General features: G+C 57.0%; 19 protein-coding genes and 1 other RNA gene. 10 read left to right on the top strand and 10 right to left on the bottom strand.

The features are described 5' to 3' along the window. The first annotated feature begins 65 nt into the window (after positions 1 to 65). The 5 genes from ACHZCX_RS03210 to ACHZCX_RS03190 all read left to right on the top strand — a co-directional run bounded on the left by ACHZCX_RS03210 (position 66) and on the right by ACHZCX_RS03190 (position 6,194). Positions 66 to 308 carry a hypothetical protein gene (locus tag ACHZCX_RS03210; RefSeq protein ID WP_319585791.1) on the top strand — a complete coding sequence of 81 codons (243 nt, stop codon included), beginning with the start codon at positions 66 to 68 and terminating at the stop codon, positions 306 to 308. Between the two features lie 135 nt (positions 309 to 443). Further along, positions 444 to 1,088 carry a transcriptional repressor LexA gene (gene lexA, locus ACHZCX_RS03205; protein ID WP_319585790.1) on the top strand — a complete coding sequence of 215 codons (645 nt, stop codon included), beginning with the start codon at positions 444 to 446 and terminating at the stop codon, positions 1,086 to 1,088. Between the two features lie 13 nt (positions 1,089 to 1,101). Further along, positions 1,102 to 1,893: a DUF72 domain-containing protein gene (locus ACHZCX_RS03200; protein WP_319585789.1), complete on the top strand. Its 792-nt coding sequence runs from the start codon at positions 1,102 to 1,104 to the stop codon at positions 1,891 to 1,893. A 75-nt stretch (positions 1,894 to 1,968) separates the two neighbouring features. Next, positions 1,969 to 3,153 (top strand): hypothetical protein, encoded by a 1,185-nt coding sequence (locus tag ACHZCX_RS03195; protein WP_319585788.1) that lies wholly within the window; start codon positions 1,969 to 1,971, stop codon positions 3,151 to 3,153. Between the two features lie 5 nt (positions 3,154 to 3,158). Beyond that, positions 3,159 to 6,194: a DNA polymerase III subunit alpha gene (locus tag ACHZCX_RS03190; RefSeq protein WP_319585787.1), complete on the top strand. Its 3,036-nt coding sequence runs from the start codon at positions 3,159 to 3,161 to the stop codon at positions 6,192 to 6,194. Positions 6,195 to 6,398: 204 nt separating this feature from the next. Here the strand turns inward: ACHZCX_RS03190 and ACHZCX_RS03185 are convergent, their stop codons facing one another. The 7 genes from ACHZCX_RS03185 to ACHZCX_RS03155 all read right to left on the bottom strand — a co-directional run bounded on the left by ACHZCX_RS03185 (position 6,399) and on the right by ACHZCX_RS03155 (position 13,475). Next, positions 6,399 to 6,908 carry an O-acetyl-ADP-ribose deacetylase gene (locus ACHZCX_RS03185; RefSeq protein ID WP_319585786.1) on the bottom strand — a complete coding sequence of 170 codons (510 nt, stop codon included), beginning with the start codon at positions 6,906 to 6,908 and terminating at the stop codon, positions 6,399 to 6,401. Between the two features lie 360 nt (positions 6,909 to 7,268). Then, complete coding sequence (gene recR, locus ACHZCX_RS03180; RefSeq protein WP_319585785.1) at positions 7,269 to 7,880, bottom strand: recombination mediator RecR; 612 nt, start codon at positions 7,878 to 7,880, stop codon at positions 7,269 to 7,271. Further along, positions 7,881 to 8,183 carry a YbaB/EbfC family nucleoid-associated protein gene (locus ACHZCX_RS03175; protein ID WP_319586055.1) on the bottom strand — a complete coding sequence of 101 codons (303 nt, stop codon included), beginning with the start codon at positions 8,181 to 8,183 and terminating at the stop codon, positions 7,881 to 7,883. Between the two features lie 71 nt (positions 8,184 to 8,254). After that, positions 8,255 to 10,210: a DNA polymerase III subunit gamma/tau gene (dnaX, locus tag ACHZCX_RS03170; RefSeq protein WP_319585784.1), complete on the bottom strand. Its 1,956-nt coding sequence runs from the start codon at positions 10,208 to 10,210 to the stop codon at positions 8,255 to 8,257. 87 nt (positions 10,211 to 10,297) lie between these two features. Beyond that, an RNA gene (gene ffs, locus ACHZCX_RS03165) (signal recognition particle sRNA small type) lies at positions 10,298 to 10,395 on the bottom strand. 318 nt (positions 10,396 to 10,713) lie between these two features. Beyond that, positions 10,714 to 11,862, bottom strand: coding sequence for a YibE/F family protein (locus ACHZCX_RS03160; RefSeq protein ID WP_319585783.1), 1,149 nt, complete (start codon positions 11,860 to 11,862; stop codon positions 10,714 to 10,716). Positions 11,863 to 11,939: 77 nt separating this feature from the next. Next, complete coding sequence (locus ACHZCX_RS03155) at positions 11,940 to 13,475, bottom strand: alkaline phosphatase (RefSeq protein ID WP_319585782.1); 1,536 nt, start codon at positions 13,473 to 13,475, stop codon at positions 11,940 to 11,942. Between the two features lie 302 nt (positions 13,476 to 13,777). Between ACHZCX_RS03155 and ACHZCX_RS03150 the strand changes: the two genes are divergently transcribed. Then, positions 13,778 to 14,146, top strand: coding sequence for a metalloregulator ArsR/SmtB family transcription factor (locus tag ACHZCX_RS03150; RefSeq protein WP_319585781.1), 369 nt, complete (start codon positions 13,778 to 13,780; stop codon positions 14,144 to 14,146). A 22-nt stretch (positions 14,147 to 14,168) separates the two neighbouring features. Then, complete coding sequence (locus ACHZCX_RS03145) at positions 14,169 to 15,254, top strand: SO_0444 family Cu/Zn efflux transporter (RefSeq protein WP_319585780.1); 1,086 nt, start codon at positions 14,169 to 14,171, stop codon at positions 15,252 to 15,254. A gap of 26 nt (positions 15,255 to 15,280) precedes the next feature. On the opposite strand, the gene chrA is transcribed toward ACHZCX_RS03145, so the two are convergent. Next, on the bottom strand, positions 15,281 to 16,462 hold the full coding sequence (gene chrA / locus ACHZCX_RS03140; protein ID WP_319585779.1) for a chromate efflux transporter: 1,182 nt from the start codon (positions 16,460 to 16,462) through the stop codon (positions 15,281 to 15,283). Between the two features lie 158 nt (positions 16,463 to 16,620). On the opposite strand from chrA, the gene ACHZCX_RS03135 reads away from it, so the two are divergent. Together ACHZCX_RS03135 and ACHZCX_RS03130 are read left to right on the top strand one after the other, a co-directional pair. After that, positions 16,621 to 17,298 (top strand): hypothetical protein, encoded by a 678-nt coding sequence (locus ACHZCX_RS03135; RefSeq protein ID WP_319585778.1) that lies wholly within the window; start codon positions 16,621 to 16,623, stop codon positions 17,296 to 17,298. Between the two features lie 535 nt (positions 17,299 to 17,833). Further along, on the top strand, positions 17,834 to 18,028 hold the full coding sequence (locus tag ACHZCX_RS03130) for a hypothetical protein (protein WP_319585256.1): 195 nt from the start codon (positions 17,834 to 17,836) through the stop codon (positions 18,026 to 18,028). A 25-nt stretch (positions 18,029 to 18,053) separates the two neighbouring features. Here ACHZCX_RS03130 and ACHZCX_RS03125 read toward each other — a convergent pair whose 3' ends face one another. Continuing rightward, positions 18,054 to 19,097, bottom strand: a complete 1,044-nt coding sequence (locus ACHZCX_RS03125; RefSeq protein WP_319585255.1) for an IS110 family transposase — start codon at positions 19,095 to 19,097, stop codon at positions 18,054 to 18,056. A 170-nt stretch (positions 19,098 to 19,267) separates the two neighbouring features. Between ACHZCX_RS03125 and ACHZCX_RS03120 the strand changes: the two genes are divergently transcribed. Further along, complete coding sequence (locus ACHZCX_RS03120; protein ID WP_319585777.1) at positions 19,268 to 19,576, top strand: hypothetical protein; 309 nt, start codon at positions 19,268 to 19,270, stop codon at positions 19,574 to 19,576. Positions 19,577 to 19,578: 2 nt separating this feature from the next. On the opposite strand, the gene pbpC is transcribed toward ACHZCX_RS03120, so the two are convergent. Further along, positions 19,579 to 21,867 carry a penicillin-binding protein 1C gene (gene pbpC / locus ACHZCX_RS03115; RefSeq protein ID WP_394708759.1) on the bottom strand — a complete coding sequence of 763 codons (2,289 nt, stop codon included), beginning with the start codon at positions 21,865 to 21,867 and terminating at the stop codon, positions 19,579 to 19,581. Positions 21,868 to 21,887: the final 20 nt, after the last annotated feature.

Here is a 21,887-nt window from a genome sequence, read left to right as displayed (position 1 = left end):
CACACCAGAGGGACAAAACAGGCTCACTTCCGGTCCAACGGCCCACACAACACCGGAGGCATCCCATGCAACAAAAACCGTTCGCGAGATCACGTCAACATTTCTTCCGTCCGCCGCCCACATTTCTTGCCTCCAGCGGCTGGGGCGGCATAGCAACGCCATGGGCTGTCCACGCAAGCAAAGATCTCTTTCGCCGCTTGGACAAGCACCTTGATCAGGCGCCGATGCAACACCCGCTGAACCCCAGATTAATCGAGTGCGTCAAGATGTTTTATCCTGTCAGAATAATGCCTTGCCTCCTGATGTAAACAATTTGAGCCTGTTTGGTTTCCTTTGTAAACGCTGAACTCTCTGTCTTTTCGCTTTCTATTTATTGACTTGACATTTTGCAAAATGTTTTATTACATTTTAGCAGCAAAAAGATTTAATACAGGGGATAATCCATGCTCCAACAACAGCTCGAACTCACACCGCGCCAACGTCAATTTTTTGATTATCTGCGCAATCGAATCCAAGGCAGCGAAGGTGCACCCAGCCTTCGCGAAGCAGCGGAGGAGTTGGGAATCAGCCATACGGCTGTAGCCAGCCTGCTGCACACGCTGCAAGAAAAAGGGGTGATTCGGCGCGATGGCCGATACAGCCGCAAGATCATCCTGCAAGGTAAAGAGCTCAATGAAAAAAAACCAAGCGGCAGGAACATTCCCATTATCGGCAGGGTGGCCGCTGGCCTGCCGATGTATGCACAGCAGGAATGGGCAGGAAGTGTGCTGGTCGACGAGTCTGTTTTTCGCGGCGAGCACCTTTTTGCCCTCCGGGTTCAGGGCGATTCAATGAAGAACGTCGGCATCCTCGACGGTGACATTGCTGTCTGCGAGCCCCGCCAGTTTGCCGCCAATGGAGAAATCGTGGTGGCCTTGATCAACAGTGAGGAAGCCACGGTCAAGCGGTTCTTTTATTTGGGGGATCGCATCGAGCTCCGGCCCGAAAACAACAACTATCCGGTTATGACCTATGGCCTGGGTGAGGTTCTGATTCAAGGGAAGGTGATCGGGATCCAACGCGGCCCCGAACAAATGGCCACCCTCTGAGCCGGAAGCGCTTATGTCTGCCGATTCGACGGTCTACATCGGAACCTGCGGCTACTCCTATCCCGAGTGGATCGATGCCGGCATCTATCCGCCAGGGACCAAGTCAGCCCAGATGCTCGACCTGTATGGTCACTTGTTTCCGGTGGTGGAACTCAACTACACCTGGTATCAGATGATCCGGGCGGAGACCGTGGAACGGATGCTCACTGCCGGCGGCACCAGCCTGGTGTTCTGTGCCAAGCTCACCCGCACCATGACCCACGAGATTGGCGATGACTGGCGGACTCAGGCTGATCTGTACCGCCGGGGCATTCAACCGCTGCTTGCGAGTGGCCGTCTTCTCAGCGTACTGGTACAACTCCCTCCTTTCTTCCGCCGCACTCCAGAGAATCGCACCTACCTGGCCCACCTCTTCGACTCCCTGCAGCCCTTGCCCTTGGCGGTGGAATTTCGCCATTGCTCCTGGGCGCAGGACAGCGTCTTCAAGGGATTGGAGCAGCGCCGCATTACCCTGGTAAGCGTTGACGCTCCGCCGTTGCCTGATCTGTTTCCGGCCCTTGATGTGGTCACCAATCCCGATCTGTTCTACCTCCGCCTCCATGGGCGCAATCTCCAGGGGTGGCGCTCAGGATCCAAGCAGCAGCAGTTCGATTATGCGTACAGCGATGGTGAACTCTGCCAATGGAGCCGGGAGCGTATTCCAAGGATGCGTTCTCACTGTACCGCCGGCGTCATTCTCTTCAACAACCATGTAGCCGGACAGGCGGTGCGCAACGCTCAGTCCATGGCTAGCCTGCTGCCCTGATTTCTTTCCTGTCACCATTGTCACAATGTACAGTTTAACTTTACATTAACTGTACATTTATCTAGAATGACCTCCATGGAACGGAGAATCATTCATCTCAACATTGCCGATTTCAGCGTGGCCGTGGAACGCCTGCTCAACAGCAGTCTCAAGAGCAAGCCGGTTATCATCGCCGACCCGTCGCCGCGGGCTGTTGTCTACGACATGAGCGATGAAGCCTACTCCGAAGGGGTGCGCAAGGGCATGCTGCTCAATACGGCCCGCCGCCGTTGCCGGGCAGCCTTGGTACTGGCCCCTCGGCCCGAACACTACCGCAAGGCCCTGAACCGCTGCCTGGAGCACGCCCTTCATTATACGCCTCTGGTCGAACGCTCCAGTGGCAACGGCCACCTCTACCTTGATGTCACCGGCACCCACCGGCTGTTCGGGCCACCGCCGGACATCGGCTGGCGGTTGCGCAACACCCTGCGCCGGGATCTGGGGCTTGACCCTATCTGGTCGATCGCTTCCAGTAAGCTGGTGGCCAAGGTGGCAAGCAGACTGGTCAAACCACGAGGCGAGTATATCGTTGGCGGCGGCGAGGAGGGCTCCTTTCTCGCGCCGCTCCCCCTGGACCTGCTGCCAGGTGTTGCCCAAGTCGACCTGATCCGCCTGCAAAACCTTAATATCCGAAGGGTTTATCAGGTGGCGGCACTCTCAACGCAGGAGTTGAGCGTGCTCTGCGATCACCGGGCCCGCTTGCTCTATCAGGTGGTCCGCGGCATTGATCCCAGCCCGGTCCAACCGGCCGGGCCTCCTGGTTCGGAATATTCTCATCAGCATACCTTTTCGCCCGACACCAACCAAGAGACTGTGGTGCGCGCCGCCTTGATCACCTTGGCGCAGCAGGTGGGACATGGATTGCGACAACGTGGCCTTGGCTGCCGACGAGTGGCGGTGACGCTGTTCTACACCGACGGGCTCTCGGTTGCCCGGCAGGCTGTGGCCAAAACCCCGGTAAGTGACGATCCGGCCCTCCAGCAGTTAGCCCTCACCGCCTTGTATCGCGGCTGGCACCGCCGTGTCCGCCTCCGGCAAATCAGTCTCGCCTGCTCTCTCATTCAGCATCCGGTGCAACAGCTTTCGCTCTTTGCCGCGGTTGATCCCGATCAGCAGAGAAACAAGCGGCTCAGCGAGGCCTTTGACGCCATCCGAGCCCGCTGCGGCCACGATAAAATTCTGCGCGGCGCGCAACAACCCATTGTGGCCGGGATGCAATAATCGCCATGATCGGGTTCGGCCTGCATTCTCATTTTTCATTGATGCGGGGAACGGCTAGCCCCAGGGCACTCTGCCGCCATGCACGAGAGCAGGGCTACACAACCCTGGCGCTGACCGATATCAACAACCTCTATGGCCTGTGGCCTTTTCTCACTGCCTGCGAAGAGCAAGGTCTCACCCCAATCATCGGTGCCGAGGTGCGAGTCAAGCAGTTGCGGCTTTTCTGCTTGGTGAAAGATCGGGATGGCTATCGCAACCTCTGCCACTTGCTGACCGCCTTGCACTGCGATCAGGCCTTTGACCTGATGGCCGCTTTGCCCGCTTACCATCAAGGTTTGGTCCTCCTGGCAACGGATCGGGACTTGCTACGGCACTGCCTAGAGATCGGAGCCGACACAGCAGCGACTCTGACAGGACAACCCAATCAATACAACAGCGAGCTGCGCCGTACAGCCCGTATGCTCGGGGCGCCGGCAGTGGCGGTTCAGGACAGTTTTTTTCTTTCCCCTGACGACTCCTCAAGCCAGCGTCTGCTCCGCGCCATTGACACCAACACCTCGCTTTGCCGGCTGGCCGAGTCTGAGACAGACGTCGAAGCGTCACTCCCTTCATCAGCCGAATGGCGGCAGCGTTTTCAGCTCTGGCCCGAGTGCCTTGCCGCCGCTTCCCCCATTGCCGAACGATGTACCCTGCGCACCCCATATACCGGCCTGATCATGCCGCCCTGGCCGGAGCAGGATGCCGACGGACAGCTGCGGGCCTTGGCCTTTGCAGGGGCTCGGCATCGGTACGGTATCCCTCTCTCCAAGGATGTGGTCGTCCGGCTTGAGCACGAACTGGCCGTTATCTCCACCATGCAGTTCTCCTCGTATTTTCTGGTGGTGCAGGACATCGTTGGCCCCATCGCCCGGACCTGTGGGCGAGGATCCGGCGCAGCCTCCCTGGTGGCGTACTGCCTGCGGATCACCAATGTCTGCCCCATCCGCCACAACCTGTACTTCGAGCGATTTCTCAATCCAGGCCGTATCGATCCGCCGGACATCGATATCGATTTCGCCTGGGATGAACGCGATCAGATCCTGGCGGCGGTGCTGAATCGCTTCGGCTGCCATGCAGCCATGGTTGCCAACCACGTTTCCCTGCAGCCGCGCCTGGCAATCCGCGAAACCGCCAAGGTCTTTGGCATACCGGGTGGAGAGATCAGTCGGATCACCAAGAAACTCCCCTGGATATGGCGGGCAGGGACGGCCGAGGATGGGTATCTGGAACAGTTGCAGGGCCTGCCCCAGTTGCGGGGCGTCGATCTTTCCGGCCCCTGGCCCGATATTTTGCGCTTGGCGGCAAGCATCAGCGGCGTACCGCGCTATCTCTCAGTGCATCCCGGTGGGGTTATCATCACCCCTGAACCGGTGAGCGATTATGTACCCGTGCAGCGGGCAGCCAAGGGCGTGCCGATCATTCAGTGGGAAAAGGACGGGGCGGAGGAGGCGGGTTTGGTCAAAATAGATCTGCTCGGCAACCGTAGCCTGGGGGTCATCCGGGACGCGATCCATCAGGTCCGGGAGAATGGCCAGACGCTTGATGAACGGAGCTGGTTGCCCGAAGACGATCCCGCTACCCAAGGTACCGTGGCCAAGGGCCAGACCATGGGCTGCTTTTATATCGAGAGCCCGGCGACCCGACTGCTGCAGCAGCGTGCCCGGCAGGGTGATTTTGCCCACCTGGTCATCCATTCCTCGATCATCCGGCCGGCGGCCAATGAATTCATCCGCGAATACCTGCGCCGATTGCACGGTGGCGATTGGCAGCCGCTGCACCCTCTGGTGGGCGGAGTGCTCGATGAAACCTACGGGATTATGGTCTATCAGGAGGACGTATCGCGGGTGGCGGTGCAGTTCGGCTTTTCGCATGCCGATGCCGATCGGCTGCGCAAAATCATGTCAAAAAAGGACAAGGAGCGGCATCTCAAGGATTACCGGGGACGATTTTTCCATGCTGCTGCGGAGCGCGGAGTGGACGAGGCCACCACCGGCCGCATCTGGGCGATGATGATGAGTTTTGACGGCTACTCTTTTTGCAAGCCGCATTCAGCCAGCTATGCCAGGGTCTCTTTCCAGGCTGCTTACCTCAAAACCCATTTCCCGGCCGAGTTCATGGCGGCTGTGATCTCCAACCAAGGGGGGTTTTACTCGACCTTTGCCTATGTATCCGAGGCTCGCCGACTGGGTTTGACCGTTCTGCAACCGGATGTGAACAGGAGCGATAGCCACTGGCGGGGTAAGGGACGATATCTCCGGGTGGGTTTGATGGCGATCACCGGGCTGAGCAGCGCAACGCGTGATCGGATTGGGTCCGAGTCAAGGCACCACCCCTTTTCTTCAGTGTTTGATTTCCTGGGCCGAGTACAGCCATCCACTGATGAGGCCGAGTCCCTCGTTCATGCAGGTGCTTTGGATGCATTGCATTCGCCCGCGGAAAAAAACCGGGGGGTATTGATCTGGCTCTTGGCTTCCTGGCGGAAAAGTGCGAAAAGAGTGGGCTCTCTCTTCCCACTCGATCCATCGCCACCACCACTCCCCGCGGAAGAACATCGGCAACGGCTGCGCAACGAATACCGGGTCTTGGGTTTTCTTTGCGAGCGCCATCCAATCACACTGTTTACCGAACAACGGATTCGGGCTGGAGCCCTGACCGCCCATGCATTGCTCAATCTCCCTGCTTCGACTCTCCATCAACGCCGCCGAATCCGGTTCCTCGGATGGCCCATTGCTGGCAAGATCGTCGGCACCAAGAAGGGGGAACCGATGGAATTCCTCAGTTTCGAGGATGAAACCGGCCTGGTGGAATGCACCCTGTTCCCCAGGGTCTACGAGCAATCGTGCCATTTGTTGTACAGCAAGGGGCCGCTACTGCTGGAAGGGTATCTGGATGAGGATTTCGGAGCCAGAACGCTTACCGTGGAACGCGTTGCCGGAGCGCAGAGTAGTTTTCGTTTTTCTCTGGACCCAACAATGGAACGCAAAAACAATGCCTTAAAATAAGGGAGCTGGCGTTGAAAATAGGCGGTAAATATCGTTCCAATAACCGTACACCGCCTTTTTAGCTCACTAACGGTTGGATCTTAGTTGAAAATTTATCCTGCATCCTCTCCTGTTTGTCAATTTTGCGCCCATCTTATGGAGGTGCCCTCACCAACAGCATGGAGAATTCATTTTTCCTCTCTCACCACTGAGCCGAATCCGGGTTCACTCTTCCAACCCTCGAATAGCCTGGGCGTAAGCGAACTTGGCCCGGGACTGGAAACAGACGACATACACCTCTTTCGGTTTACCGTTGCGATTGAGGAAGGACTGGATGGTGTCGACGGCGATATCGGCCGCCTCATCCAGGGGAAAACCATAGGCACCGCAACTGATTGCCGGAAAAGCAATGGACTGGATATTGTTTTTCACCGCCAGTTCCAGGCAGTTGCGGTAACAGCTGGCCAGCAGGGCCGGTTCGTTGCTGTTGCCGCCCTGCCAGATCGGCCCGACGGTATGAATGACAAATTTAGCCGGCAGATTGTAGCCTTTGGTGAGCACAGCCTGGCCGGTCTTGCAACCGCCGATGGCACGGCATTCTTCCAGCAGTTCAGGGCCAGCTGCTTTGTGGATGGCACCGTCGACTCCGCCACCGCCGAGCAGGGTTTCGTTGGCGGCATTGACAATGGCGTCGACTTTCAGGGTGGTGATATCATTTTCAACCAGATTGATCATTGAGATCTCCTTATTTGCTATGTTCTGTCAACATCAGCCAGCGGGCAAGGGCACCGGCCAGGATGCGGATGGGCCATTCCGAGAGCGACCACTGTATGCGGTATTGTAGCATACGAATTCAAGAGCGGTAGGCGAAAATGCTTGTTGGTGTTTTTCCAGAGACCGGCGAACCACACGGATGGCTGAAAAAACAGATTATGGGGAAAAATCGGGGAAACGTCCACGATTTTAAAAAAAAGATGACGGTTTTGTAAGACAGCTAGGTGCTGTCCTTGCAGCCGGTCCGGCTAAAGGTCGAAACGATTATCGATAGAAGAGTACCTGTGCTGAGAAAAGCGGGGTGCCGTGAATGGGGTTGGGTCAGAACGAATCGTTGAGTGCTTGGCGGGATTCAATGGCCTTGGCCAGGGTGTGTTCGTCGGCATACTTGATATCCATACCCATGGGAATGCCACAGGCCAGCCGGCTGATTCGGATCTTCGTCTCCCTGAGTATTTCGGCGAGGTAGGAGGCGGTGGCTTCGCCCGGCACCGTTGAGCTGGTGGCGATCAGCACTTCGTCGACCCTGCCGGAGGCGACACGGTGCTGTAATTCACGGATTTTTAATTCCTCGGGCCCAATGCCGTCCATGGGTGCAATCACGCCATGCAGGATGTGGTAAGTGCCTCGAAATGCCCCGGTTTTTTCGATGGCGATTTGGTCGCCGGGTTCCTCCACCACGCAGACCAAACGGGGATCGCGGGTGGGATTGCCGCAGATGACACAAGGATCGGTTTCGGAAAAGGTGAAACACTGATTGCAGAGATGAATGGTTGCGTGCAGCGTCATCAGGTCGTCGGCCAGATTTCTGGCCTCGGCGGCAGGTCGGCGCAGGATGTAGAGGGCCAGGCGGGTGGCGGTTTTGCGTCCGATGCCGGGCAGTCTGGTCAGATCGGTTATCAACCGCTCCAGGGCCGGTGGGATGACCTGCATTTAGAGAAGACCGGGTATATTGAGACCGCCGGTCAAGCGGGCCATTTCGGATTTGCCCAGTTCTTTGGCCTTGCTCAAGCCGTCGTTGACGGCCGCGACAACAAGATCTTGCAGCATCTGGGTATTCTCCGGCTGAACCAGGGCTTTCTCGATGACGAGGTCGAGTAATTCACCTTTTCCGTTGAGGGTGGCAGTGACCATGCCGGCGCCGGCTGATCCGCTGACCTGGATATTGCCCAGATCGTTTTGCACAGTGGCCAGTTTTTCCTGGAACTGTTGCGCCTGTTTCATCAAATCACTCATATTCATAGGATTACCTTAAATTAACTGGTGCAGGCTGTTTGCTCTGGAGCAACGCCGGGAGAGGGTGAATGTTATTCCTCGACCGCAGGGTGTCCTTCTTCCACGGGGGGAACGACTGGTGTTGGTGTGCTGGCGCGGTAACGCGGCCCAATGCGGATTTCGCCGACCTGGCCGGTGAAGATATCCAATGCGGTTAAGACCAGGGGATCGTTGGCCAGGGCGCGACGTTCCTGGAGCGGCGCCAATCCATTGGCCGGATCAAGAGCACAGGTACCGGATCCGGGAACCTCAAATTGGATGCGTAGATTTTCCTGGAAAAAATCGAGGACAAACTCGGTCAGGGCATTGATGGTATTGCGCTGCTTCAGCAGGGTGCAGTCGGCACTATCGGTAAAATGGATGATCAACTCGTCGCCCTTGCGCTCCACTGAGGCCGCCATCTGCAGAGAGGCCGCAACCCAGGGTTGGCGTTCACGCACATATTTGAGAAAGGCGTCCCAATGCTGACGTATGCGTTTTTTTGCTTCCACCGGAGTTGGGGGAATTTGCACGGGCAGTTCAACCTTTTCAGGCAATGCTGCTGGTGAGAGTGTTTCGGAAATCGTTTCTCGTTGCTGCGGGAGTTCGACCGGTTTCGTGTTCGGGGGGGCTTGCATTATGCTGGCCGCCGGTTCCGGGGGAGTCACTGATTGTTCGACTGGAGGATTTGTTGCCGTCAACGATTCCCTTGGCAGAGGTGGTTCAGTATCTGTGATAACAGGGGGCAGCGGTTCAGGCTGCATCCGGGTGGCCACGGAGGGGGATGCCGGCTCCGCCACGGGAGGAATAGCTGCCTGTTGCCGGATGGCGGGGGAAGGTGCGGCAACCGGCAAGGTGTCGATGGGCGTGCCTGCCAGCAGACGGTCGAAGCGGGCGATCAATTCGGAAACCGGAACAACATCACGGAACTGCACCGCGCGAATAAAGGCCAACTCCAGCGCGAGCCGTGGTTGCTGGGAGAAGGAGGCCTTCTCTAGACCATCAAGGAGCAGGTTGAAGATTGCTGACAAGGTTTCCAGCGAATGCGCGCTGGCGGTTTTCGCCAAGAACACCAGTTCATCCTCGGTCACCTCAAGGAGTTGACCAGGCTTTTGACTGACCTTGCAGACGACCAGAGCCCGGAACCAGCCCAGCAGATCGTTGCTGAACCGCTTGATGTCGCTGCCGTGCAGGTACATTTGATCAAGCAGAGTATAGACCGTGGCCAGGTCGCCGCCCAGCAGGGCCGCTCCCAGGTTGGCAACCAACTGGTGGCTGACCAGCCCGAGGACCTCGATCACGTCGTCGGCTCGAACTTCCTGACCGCAATAGGAAAAGATCTGGTCCAGGAGGCTGAGTCCGTCGCGCACGCTGCCGCCGGCCTCGCGCACAATCATCTCCACAGCTTCGGGCTCCATCCGGACATTCTCCGCCGCGGCTAACCGGTTGAAATGATCGGTTAGTTCACTGTGCCCGAGGCGTTTCAGCTCGTAGCGCTGGCAGCGGGAGAGAATGGTGATCGGCACCTTGTGCAGCTCGGTGGTTGCAAACATGAAATACACATGGTTGGGCGGTTCCTCCAGGGTCTTCAACAGGGCGTTGAAAGCCTCGGTGGTGAGCATGTGCACTTCATCAATAATGATAATTTTGAAGCGCGAGCTGGTGGGCATGAAGCGGATTTTTTCCTTCAGCTCGCGAATTTCCTGGATACCGCGATTGGAGGCGCCGTCCACTTCCTGGAGATCGATACTGGCACCGTCGGTAATTTCCCGGCAGGACCGGCAGACATTGCAGGGCTCGGCTGCAGGTCCTTGTTCGCAGTTCAGGGCTTTAGCCATGATCCGGGCCAGGGTGGTTTTACCGGTGCCGCGAACACCACTGAAAATCAGGGCATGGGGAACGCGGTTCTGGGTCAGGGCGTTTTGCAGGGTGCGGACGACCGGCTTCTGGCCGACTACTTCGGCAAAGGTCTGGGGACGGGATTTTCTGGCGAGAACGAGGTAGGACAAGACGGATACCGGCGGTCAATGATCAGGAGTCTTGAGGGTGCATCGGCTGTTCGGCATACGATCCGGCAGACGTCTCACTGAAAAAAGGATAGCCGGGCACCCCTGCACACATAAAGAGTGTCACGACCGCTGCTTCCTTCCGGACCTGACGGGGTTTGTGATTCTTTATTGCACAGGACCCGGCTATCACACTGATGATCATTCGGATGTACAAAGAAACGGTTGCTGACTAGACGGCGAATGGATTTTTTTTGTATCAACGTTAGAAGTAGTACTCCAGACAGACAACCCTCTCTTTAGAGAGCCGTTTATACTCTCCATCACCACAAGCGTCAAGAGAATTCAAAGTTTGAATTTAGCCGTGCAAGCTGCGAGCAACAAGGGGAAAGAGGACGCGTTTGTTCGTTATAAGCAAGGTTAAAATTATCCGTCTTCAGGAGGATAGATATTCATTGCATCTTGGAGACAAAGACGGTCGCTAATCAGCGAATATGATGAAATCGTTACATCTCGACATTTGTTTTAACTGCAGAACGTTGAGAGGGGGCGGAGCGGTACAGCAAAGCGGCAATGACCACCGTGCAGGGAGCGACAGCAATCACCCCGAAGCTGCCGACCAGGATATTGAGGATTTCGGCGGCAACAAAGGGGGCGTTGAGCAGGTTGGCCGGAGGCAACCCCTTGGCGAGAAAAACCATGAACATAGTGATATGGCTACCGGAATACGCCAGGAGCAACGTGGTGGTCATGGTGCCGGTGACCGCACGGCCAACCCGGAGGCCGGAGCGCATGTGTTCGAGTATGCCGATCTCCGGATGCCGGAATTTGATTTCATCCATGGTCGCGGCGATGTCCATGGCCAGATCCATGACCGCGCCGGAGCAGGCAATGAAGACGCTGGCAACAAAGATATCGGTGAGGTTGAGATGATAGTATCCCGAATACAGGAGCATTTCGGCAAAAGGCCGGACCGCTCCGTGCAGCCGGAACAGGTGGGTAAACAGGGACGCCAGACCACAGGTGAGCAGGAGTCCCAACATGGAACCAGCGAAAGTCGCTAAACCGCGTCTAGTAAGACCACCCACGGAAAAACAGATAACACCGGTTAGGAGGGTGACGATGCCAAGTCCGGTGGCCAAGGGCGGATAACCGAGCAGCAGGAGAGGGAAAAAGAGCTTCCATAACACTAGGGCCGCAAAGACAAAGGAGAGACCAGCCTTGAGGCCGGTGACCCCGGCTACTGCGAAAAGCAGGAGGGCAAAAAGGGCAATGAGAAAAATCTGCAACCCCAGCCGATAGGAACCACGGGCGACGGCATTAACCGGTTTGCCGTCGGGAGCGCCGTATTCGACCAGGATGGTTGTGCCCGGTTCATAGAACTCGTCGAGTTCCATTTTGCCGGTAAGCATATTGACCACCTCAACCTGCTGGCCTTCGTGGGGTCCGGAGAGCAATTGAACGGTCAGGGATTGGATGTTAGTCTTGACGATCAGGTTAGTGCGCACCCTGGAATTATCGACATTATTGATCAGGCCACGGCAGCGAATGCCGCTCGGGGCCGGAGGAACGTGGGCAATGTCGAGGAAAAAAAGGACGGTGCACAGCAGGGCAATGATCAGGGAAAAAAGCAGTTCGCGGTGGAATGAATTCATGGACTTTGAAAAGAAAGACCCACGACGCTGCCAAGGGGGAGCAGCGCCGTGGGTTGGTGAGTAAGAGAAACACAGAATTATTGAACTGCTGCTGTCTTCACAACGGGCAGTTGCTGCCAGATGCCCATGGAGCAGGCCATCTGTTTGGCGATGTCAGTGTTGTCATAAAACCCGGCAAAGCGTTTTGCATCGGCACCGATGGCAAAAACCGGTACCGGCACACCGGTATGGGAATAGGAGGTCCAACCGATGCTGGCACGCTCGTTGAGGATGTGGGTGATGGTGACGATGATTGGTTCATAGCCGCCGTACAGCAGTTTATTTTCATCGGTTTTGTTATCGTTTTGGCCACTCATTGACTTGTCGTAGGCATCTTCGAGTTTTTCCTTCTGATACTCATTGAGGCTGGCCCACTCGAGACCAAAAACGCTCTTCATCAAGCCGATCATCTCGCTGCTGCTTTCCAGGTTGTTGGGGGCGGTCCAGCTGTAGCCCACCTTATTGGCATCATAATGGGCTTTCCATTCGTTCAAACCAAAGGCCTGGAAACTGCTGGTTTGATCGAGCAGCCGGTCGTAATAGGCGGAGTATCCGGTGGTGGCGTGGCCGACGGTCATGCCACCGGTTTCGTGGTCGCCGGTGACCACGATCAGGGTCTGGGACGGATAGGCCCGGTAAAAATCAAGCGCCACGCCGACCGCATCGTCGAAATCCATGGTGTCGCCGATGGTGGCCATGGCATCGTTGGCATGGCAGGCCCAGTCGATCTTGCCGCCCTCCACCATCAGAAAAAAGCCTTCATCCTTGGCCATCCAGCCTTTTTTACCGTCTTTTTTCCGGGTGACGAGAGAGGCAATGGCCACCTCGGTCATCTCGGCCAACGACAGGTTGGTTTGAGGACGGTCGATGGCGTAGGGCATGGCAGCGGCATCCTGCAGAAAGGGATTGATTGCCACCACTTTGCTTTTCGGGTCCTTTTTCAAGGCCAGGATGGATTCCCGGTCATTGAGAATGGTATAGCCCCCCCCTTTCATCTGCGTTTTGATAGCATCCGCCTCGGAAGCCGCCAGCCCGCCGCCGCCGAAAAAGTCGTATCCGGAAGCCGCCATTTGTTTGGCGATGGTGTTCATATCACCACGACTGGGCACGCTGGCGTAAAAGGAGGCTGGGGTGGCATGGTCCAGGGAGACGCTGGAAATGAGGCCGATCCGTTTGCCTTTTTCCTCAGCCAGTTGAGCAATACTCTTATAGCTGATCGTTTTGGTGTCATCCATGCCGATAACGCCACTCATGGTTTTGATGCCGCAGGCAAAGGCCGTTCCTGCAGAGGCGGAATCGGTCATTAAGGAATGAGCATCATAGGTAGTTTGCATTCCTTGAACCGGCAATTTGCTCATGTTCAGCCGATTTTCTTCTTTCAAAAGATCCTTGGCCTCGGTCGTCTTGCCACCATTTTTTATGGTCAGGTAGGCCTCGGTGGCCTGAATCTGGGCACTGGACATGCCGTCTCCCACAAAAAAGAAGACATACTTGGGCATCTCGGCCAAGGCAGCAGTGGACAGCAAGGTCACTGCGGCAAAGGTCGTGACGCAGAGCCATTTTTTTCCTCTCATTTTCCCCTCCATTGTTTTCAATCCCTCGAAGAACAGGATCATTGATGCAAACCGGGGCTGATGCCGAACGGCTCTGCAATCCTGATGATGCCTGTTCTCAGGTTTATGCAATCAGTAACAAGGTATCCCGGCTGACGGGCATATATATGTCGGATAAATGTTAGGATGTGATCAATGTCGGGATAGAGGATGATCAAATTTTGGATAAAATACAAGAGGATCGTCGGACGATCCTTGACTTCTTTTGACGTGCAGACTATTTTAATTTTAAATGTGAACATATTTTCATATAAGAGAGTGGCATGGCGGAACTAGACGAGAACGAGCAGGATTTATGCGGGGTTCGCTGCATTCATAAGGCACGAATTGCCGAGGCGCGGGACGCGGCATTACCGGTTAGCGAATATGAGGCCATGGCTGGCCTGTTTAAAGCCATGGGGGATCCTAACCGGTTGCGGGCTTTGTGGGCCTTGGGGCACGGTGAGATGTGCGTCTGCGATTTGGCCGCCCATCTTGAATGCTCGGAATCGGCAGTCAGCCATCAGTTGCGGCTGCTCCGCCAGATGGCGCTGGTCAAGAACCGGCGGCAGGGACAGATCCTCTATTACCGGCTCAACGACGATCACATTCATACTCTGATCCACATGGCCCTGGAACACATCCGGGAATAATTTTTCAATTTGGCGGTAGGTTATGCATTATTTCACTGAAATTTTGATTGCAGCCTGGACCCTGCTCGAGCAGTCCTCGCTTTATATTCTCTTTGGTCTGGCGGTGGGCGGACTCCTCAAGATGTTTCTTTCCGCCGATTACGTTGCGGCGCACCTGGGGACAGGCAAGATTAAATCGGTCTTCAAGGCGGCCCTGCTTGGGGTGCCCATTCCGCTCTGTTCCTGCGGGGTGTTGCCGGCTGCGGCTCAATTAAAAAAACAGGGAGCCAACAACGGCGCCACCACGGCCTTTCTCATATCTACTCCGGAATCGGGAGTGGATTCGATTGCCGTGTCCTGGGCTCTACTCGACCCGTTGATGACCGTAGCCCGGCCTCTGGCCGCCTTTTTGTCGGCCTTTGTCGCCGGAGTTTTGGAAAATATGTTGTTTTGGCGGGAGGGGAGCCCTCAGGCGCTTCGCACCCTGCCGATGGCCTTGGTGCCGGCCTCAACTTGCGCCACTGACGACTGCGGTTGTGCACACAATGAGCCACCACCGATCGGATTATGGAGCAAACTGACGCAAGGGCTTCGCTATGCGATCACGGACATCTGGGGAGATCTGGCCGGTTGGTTTTTCGTCGGCATCGCAATTGCTGCCTGCATCACCGTCTTTATTCCAGACGACCTGATCACCCGGCACCTCGGCGGCGGCATCGGTTCCATGCTGTTGATGCTGGCGGTCGGCATTCCGATGTATATCTGTGCGACCGCTTCGACACCGATCGCTGCGGCCCTGATCCTCAAGGGGGTCAGTCCAGGCGCGGCCCTGGTTTTTCTCCTTGCCGGACCGGCCACCAACATTACCGCGTTGGCAGTCCTGATAAAAATTCTGGGGAAACGAGGGATGGCCGTTTACTTGGTCTCGATTTCGGTGGTCAGTGTCCTTTGCGGTCTGGCGCTTGACGGACTCTACTTCTCCCTGGGACTTTCAGCAGCGGCAACCATCGGCGAGGTAGCCGAGACTTTGCCGCACTGGTTGATGCTAGCGGCAACCGGTCTGCTGCTGGTGCTGTCGCTGCCGATACTTGGCCGCTGGTGTTTCCGGAAGAATTCGATATTGGCTTAATGCCGAGGTAAGGGCAGAACTGAAATCTACAAAAGCAGGGCTGAGACCGCCGTTCCGGCCAGCACCATCCAGAGGATGTCGACCTTGCGCCACAGCGCTAACAGAGCTAAGGCGACCAGGCCCACCCGAAAGAAATTCCAGGGGATAGCCAGGGCGAACCGAAGGGTGACCGAAAGCAGCAATCCGGTGAACGACACCAGGATGCCATGCATGGCTCGCTGAAAAAAGATGTTGTGCCGGAAGCGGTCAAAGGTCGGGACCACGGCGGTGAGGAGGATCAGCGAGGGAGCGAAGATAGCCGCGGTGGCAACAAAGGCTCCGGGCAACCCAGCTTGCAAAAAGCCGACAAAAGTAGCGGTGATGACGATTGGGCCAGGTGTCACCTGGCCAAGGGCAATGCCGTCCATGAAGGTTTGGCTGGTCATCCACTGCTTGCCGGTCACCACCTCGTTGAACATCAGCGGCACCGAGGCGTAGCCGCCGCCAAAGGCAAAAAAGTCGATTTTGGTCATCATCAGGGCCAGATCAAAGAGCCGTTGATCCAGAAAAAAACAAAGGAAGATTCCAAGGATCAGGGCTAGGCTGAGCAGCAAGGCGGGAATGAGGGTGGAAAACGCCAACGGAAGCCGGGACTGTGGCTGTTGCTGCCCCGGTTGGATGGTCTGTTGAAAGAGCAGCCAGCCCAGGAGAGCGGCAGCGAGAATAGCCACCAGCGGATTGCCGCCGATCAGCAGAAACCCTGCCACTACCAAGCCAAGGCCCAGGTCGCGCCAGTCCCGCAGAGTGGAACGGCCAAAATGAACAGTCGCATGGGCCACCATGGCCACCACAATCACCTGCAATCCGGCAAAGATGGAAACCACGGTCGCCAGATCGTGGCTCTGCCCGTAGAGAGCCGAGAGCAGTACCATCAGCACAAAGGCCGGCAGGCCAAAACCCACATAAGCCGCGATCGCTCCCCAGGCACCACCCGCCCGTAACCCCACGTACGCCGCCATCTGCATGGCGGTGGCGCCGGGGATCGTCTGGCAGATTGCCACCCCCTGTTTGAAGCTGTCCTGATCGAGCCATTTTTCCTTCTGCACCGCCATGTCACGGATATAGGCAATCATGGCCGGACCGCCGAAAGCGGTCAGCCCGAGGCGGAAAAAACGGTAAAAAAGGATGCCGAGAAAACTAAGGGTGTGGGGAGATGTTGGTGGAACCATGAATCAAAAAAGACCTTGGAGTTGAGATACTTATTCAGGATTACTAGCCAGGATACTCCGATCATGCTCTGATGCGCAAGCATCGCCGTTATAGAGCCCCAGATGTCAAAGCGTTATGGTGCATTTTGGCGTTATTGCCCACTCTTTTGAGCGGCTGCATGTCCCTGGCTGATTCCAACCCATTGGGGCTGGGTACGAGCTGGCAGGAGGAGATTCTGCTCCACGACGGCAGGACGATGGTGGTGGATCGGTCGGTGGTTCGCGGCGGGGGGCATGAGATCGGCCAAAAGCCGCCCTACAAAGAACAGCGTTTATCATTCACCATGCCGGACGCCAGGCAGAAGATAACCTGGGAAGACCACTTTAGCCAGAATCTGGGCAGTTCCAGTTTTTTGCCGAAGCTCTTGGATGTGCACAACAATACCGCCTATCTGGTGGTTGAACCCATGGGCTGTCTCTCCTACAACAAATGGGGTCGGCCCAATCCCCCGTATGTCATCTTTAAGTACGTCAACAGCCAGTGGCAGCTCATCTCCTTACAGGAGCTGCCAGCCGAGATCAAGACGGTCAATATGATTTCCTCCATGCCGGACATTGTGGTGGAACGGGCTGGAACCAGCTTTATGACCAAAGAAATGATTCAAAAGATTGTCTCGGAATACAGGCAACCCGAACACCAGACCATCCAGCGGGAACCGTTAGCCGGATCAAATAACTGCGTTGAGCATATTCACACTGAAAAGCACAAATGGCTTTCGATTGATTGGTTTTCCGACCAACCAAACCATGAAGGATGTTTGAAGGTTTGTGAAAGAGAAATGGTTACCCCTACTTAATGTCCTTGCGACAGGCTTTTCAAGAACAGCAAGAAGGAGAAATAAAATTGCTACCGATATCCAATTAGCATTAATGGCCGGGCGCGCTTACCAATCAACGCGAAATGAAATAAATTGGTTTCCTGTTATTAACACGGTCGTTAATCACCGAACACTTAGAAGGCCCCCGGTTGTCAACGGATAAAGGTATCCGGGAGCGATGAACTTATCACTCTGTGGTCGGTACAATCCGACCAATTGCCCGATGAAGCGCGCCCTGACTTGGGTTTCATATTCGACGACAGAGTGACTCTGCGCCAAACACTTATCGAGGATCAACCACTTTGCCAGTTAAGACGATGCTGGCAAGAGCAACGAGCGAATGGAACCCGGTCGAGAATGGGCCACTCTCTTGCTCGTCGGAGACCGGGTTCCATTCGCGGGCTCGCCGGGAACGAAGGCCGGGTGATTGCGGCAAGGATTTTGTTGTCGCGTCCTAGAAACAATCGCGTACCCTCGTGCCGTCCCATTCAAAACGGCTTGGTCATGCGGCGGCATGCCAGAGTTAGAGCCGGGCTCGGGTGAGGGGCAGAACCACATCAACAAGCAGATGTTCAACGAGCGGGACGGACGGCCAATCAAGCCTTCTGGCTGCGGTGCAACCGGCAGACCATGGCCCATAATGCTGACGGCAGACGGAGGATATGCTCCGGAGGGCCATGCGGATATGCTCGAAAAAAGCTCCAGTTAGGTGTCGGGCTCGCCCGTCCCCTCGATTAGACGGCCAGGAACGTATGCATGTTGAACCCCTGCCGGTTTTTCAGCATGAAATAGACCGCTCGGCCGAGCTTGTGCGCCAGGATGGAAAGCGCCTTGCCTTTGCCGTGTTTCCGCACCAGCTTGTCGTGGAATTGCCGGCCCGGTTCGTTGCTTTTGAGGAACAGTTGCGCAGCCAAGGAAAAGGCCCAGCGGAGATGGGCGTTGCCGATCTTCTTGCCGCCACTGCCGTATTTCTTGCCGTTGGATTCCTTGGAGCAGGTGACCAGGCGGCAATAGGAGGCGAAATCCTGAACCCTGGGAAAGCGGCTGATGTCCTCGATCTCATAGAGCAGATTGAGGGCATTGATCCGGCCCACGCCGGGGATGCTCTTCAAGAGGGCATAAGCAGTCGGGTCATGCTCCTTTGCGTGGGCAATGATGTCCTGTTCGAGGACGGCCAACACCCGGTCATAGGCGTCGATCATGTCGAGATTGGCGGCCATGGACATGCACACCGAGGGATCGTCGAACCGATCCAGCAAGCCTTCCCGGTTTTGCGGTTTGGCGATCCGGCCCAGAGGCACCTGCAGGTTGTACTGGCTGGCGGTATTCTGGGTGTGGGCAAAGAGCTCGGCCCGCTTGCGCATGAGATGGTTGCGCCGGCGCATCAGGTCCCGAGTGGCACGCATCCGCTGGGGATACACGTAGGCCATGGGAATGAGGCCGCCCCTGAGCAAGGCAGCGATCTTCTGGGAGTCAATCTTGTCGTTCTTGCTTTTGCCGCCGTGGATGGCTCGCATGTAGAGCGCATGACCGAGGATAAAGGGGATGTTTTCCGTGGCGCAGAGATCGGCCAGCCAGTACCAGGAGAACATGCACTCGGCGCACACCACCAGATCATCCCGATAGGGGGCGATGGTTTTGAGGAAGGTTTCCGGCTCGGTCTTGATGTTGCGATGGAGCAGGATGTCCCCTTCCTGGCTGAGGATGCACAGGTACATTTTGTTGGTGTGCAGGTCGATTCCACAGTAATGCTTGTGTTGCTTGGTGTACAATCGCATGAGAAGGCCTCCTTGCTAAGGGTTGCTGATACCCCCATTATAGCGGAATAGTCCGCCGGGTGCTCAGGGGGCCTTCTCTAGTATCATACCTTGATCTGTCATTGATGATAACCCATTGAATTTACATTATTCACTGCGGTTCGCCTCGAAAAATGCGTGGTCAATGTCCGGTGATTAACGTACTCCTTAATACAAGCGAATGGACAGAAAAACGCCATGAACATGATGATAGTAGCGGCTTCGAAGCGGTCTCTTTCCAACGCGGCGACGAAATCGTCATCTCCTATGCCGGAACCTATCCAGGGCAGACTGGAGATCTACTGGCTGATGCCAACCTGGCCACAGGCAATAATTCGGAACAACTCACCCAGGCGATCGACTATTACCTGCAAGTCGCTGCCCAAGTGAGGGCAACTAACCCCAACACCACCATCACCCTCACCGGCCACAGTCTGGTCGGCGTCTGGCCTCCCTGGTAGAGTTATGGCAAGAACTCTACCTCAAGATCACGGCTAGCACTGCGTCCCTGATCATCGACTACCGTCAGTTCGTAGCGGCCCGAACTCCCCGGTCGCCACGGCAGTATGCCTTCACGCTGAGCACTCCCCAAATATCGGGTTCCCGCAAACCAGTACATCGTTTCCGAGCCAGCCCCGAGCGAGGCCTGGAGACCAATAGTTTCGTCCGGTCGCGACAGGCGTAAAGTGTACACCACACCCGCCAGGGGCGAGCGCAGCCGGGGGGGATCATCGACAGACGCTACGGCGGCGGGCTGGGTGCAGCCGGGAGCGAGTTGGGGCGGCAGGCGGCGGGGCAGGCCTGCCTCGCGGAACAACCGCTGTACATCCGAGGGCCAAAACTCAAAAACCTCCGCCCGGATCTGGTTTGGATCAGTGGGCGTGCAGGCGGCTAGACCGGTGCGAATGTCCACGGTCACCGGGCGATGGAGGGTAGAGACACGGATCGGCGATTTACCGGGAATGAACCAGGTGGGGGCGGTCTGCGGACACCAGCGGTTGGGCAGTTCGCCGGAGGCAGCACAGACCTCGACTCGGGTGACGCCCGGTGGTGGTTTGGCTGGAACAGGTGTTTCGTCGGCCAGAGTCAAGGCAAGCGCGTCGGTCAGGCGGAAAAAAAGCGGCGTCGCTGCCTTGACGCCAACAAAGGCCGGGTTGGGTCGGCCATCGAAATTACCGATCCAGACGGCAAGCACATAATCTCCTGCCAGGCCGACAGTCCAAGCGTCGCGAAAACCCCAGGAGGTGCCGGTTTTCCAGGCAACCGGCCAGGAGCGGTGGTGAGGCTGCCGCTGATCCGGACGCGGATTGGCGCCGAGCATGTCTCGGACCATAAAAGCGGCCTGGGGGGAGAGCAAGCGGACACCTTCGGGTTGGGGATCGCGTTGGCGGTAGCGCAGGGGACGGAGTTGACCGTCGTTGGCCAGCATGGCGTAGAGACCAGCCAGCTCTTCCATGGTCAGCTCACCGCCGCCGAGCACCAGGGCCAGACCGTAATGCGCTTCCGAACGCAGGCGGCCGATGCCGGCGCTGTGGAGAAAATCGTAGAGGGTGGGGTGCTGCAGTTGATTGGCCAGCCAGACCGCCGGGACGTTGCGGCTGCGGATGAGGGCATCGCGGGCCGAGATCGGGCCGACGAAACGGCCGTCGAAGTTTTCCGGCTGAAAAGGGCCGAAGGCGGTGGGCGCATCGTTGAGGATCGACAGGGGATGGATCAATCCCTGATCAAGCGCCAATCCGTAGAGAAAGGGCTTGAGGGTGGAACCGGGCGAGCGTTTGGCCAGGACACCGTTGACCTGGCCCTGGATGGCGGCGTCGAAATAATCAACAGACCCGGCAAGGGCCTTGACGCTCATATCGCGGCGATCGACCAGAAGGACTGCCCCGTTGACCAGCCCTAGGTTGCGGTGCTCGTTGATATATTGATGGAGGAGCCGTTCGATCAACCCTTGCAGGCGGGGATCGAGGGTGGTGTCGATCACCGTTTCGCCAGCGGCGTTCTGCAGCAGGTGATCGGTGAGATGCGGGGCGAGAAAGGGCAGGCGGGTGCGGCCGGAGATGTCCTGGTCGAGCAGAGCAGGTGCCGACAGTTCATGCGAATGGTGTTCATGCCAGGCCAGGGCCAGCCTGCGGCGAGCCTGTTGCTGCTCTGCATCGAAATCGCCCCGTTTGGCGGGATTCTGGGGCATCACGGCCAGGGCCAGACTCTCGGCCAGGGTTAACCGGCTGGCCTCTTTGCCGAAATAGATCCGGGCGGCAGCTCCCACCCCCTCGATATTGCCGCCCATGGGAGCAAGATTGCAATAGGCCTCCAACAGGTCTTTCTTGGAGTAGCGGGCCTCCAGCCAGAGAGCCAGCCCAATCTGTTTGATCTTTCCAGGAATCTGCCGGGTGTTGAGGTGAAAGAGCCGCCGGGCCAGCTGCATGGTCAGGGTGGAGCCGCCCTGACGCTCGCCCCGGCCGTAGGTGGCCCAGACGGCGCGGGTCAGGGAAAGGGGATTGACGCCCGGGTGCCAATAAAAAGACCGGTCTTCCTTGAGCAGAAGAGCCGCCACGGTGGCGTCCGCTATTGCCTCCAGTGGTGTCCAGAGCCGGTACTGACCATCGCGGCTCAGGGTCAGGCGCAGCGTCGAGCCGTCAACGGCCCGCACCAGGCACGAGGAGGGGATGCCCGCACGGAGCGGTTCGGCCGGCAGCAGGCACAGGCCGGCGAGAACGAGGTAGAGCAGGAGCGCTGTTGCGCCGATGTACAGCCAACCCCGTTTTCCCGGCC

The organism is uncultured Desulfobulbus sp., assembly GCF_963662935.2.
Taxonomy (GTDB): Bacteria; Desulfobacterota; Desulfobulbia; order Desulfobulbales; family Desulfobulbaceae; genus Desulfobulbus.
The sequence above is the reverse complement of the archived record's forward strand: the minus strand, read 5'-3'. Positions and strand labels throughout refer to the sequence as shown.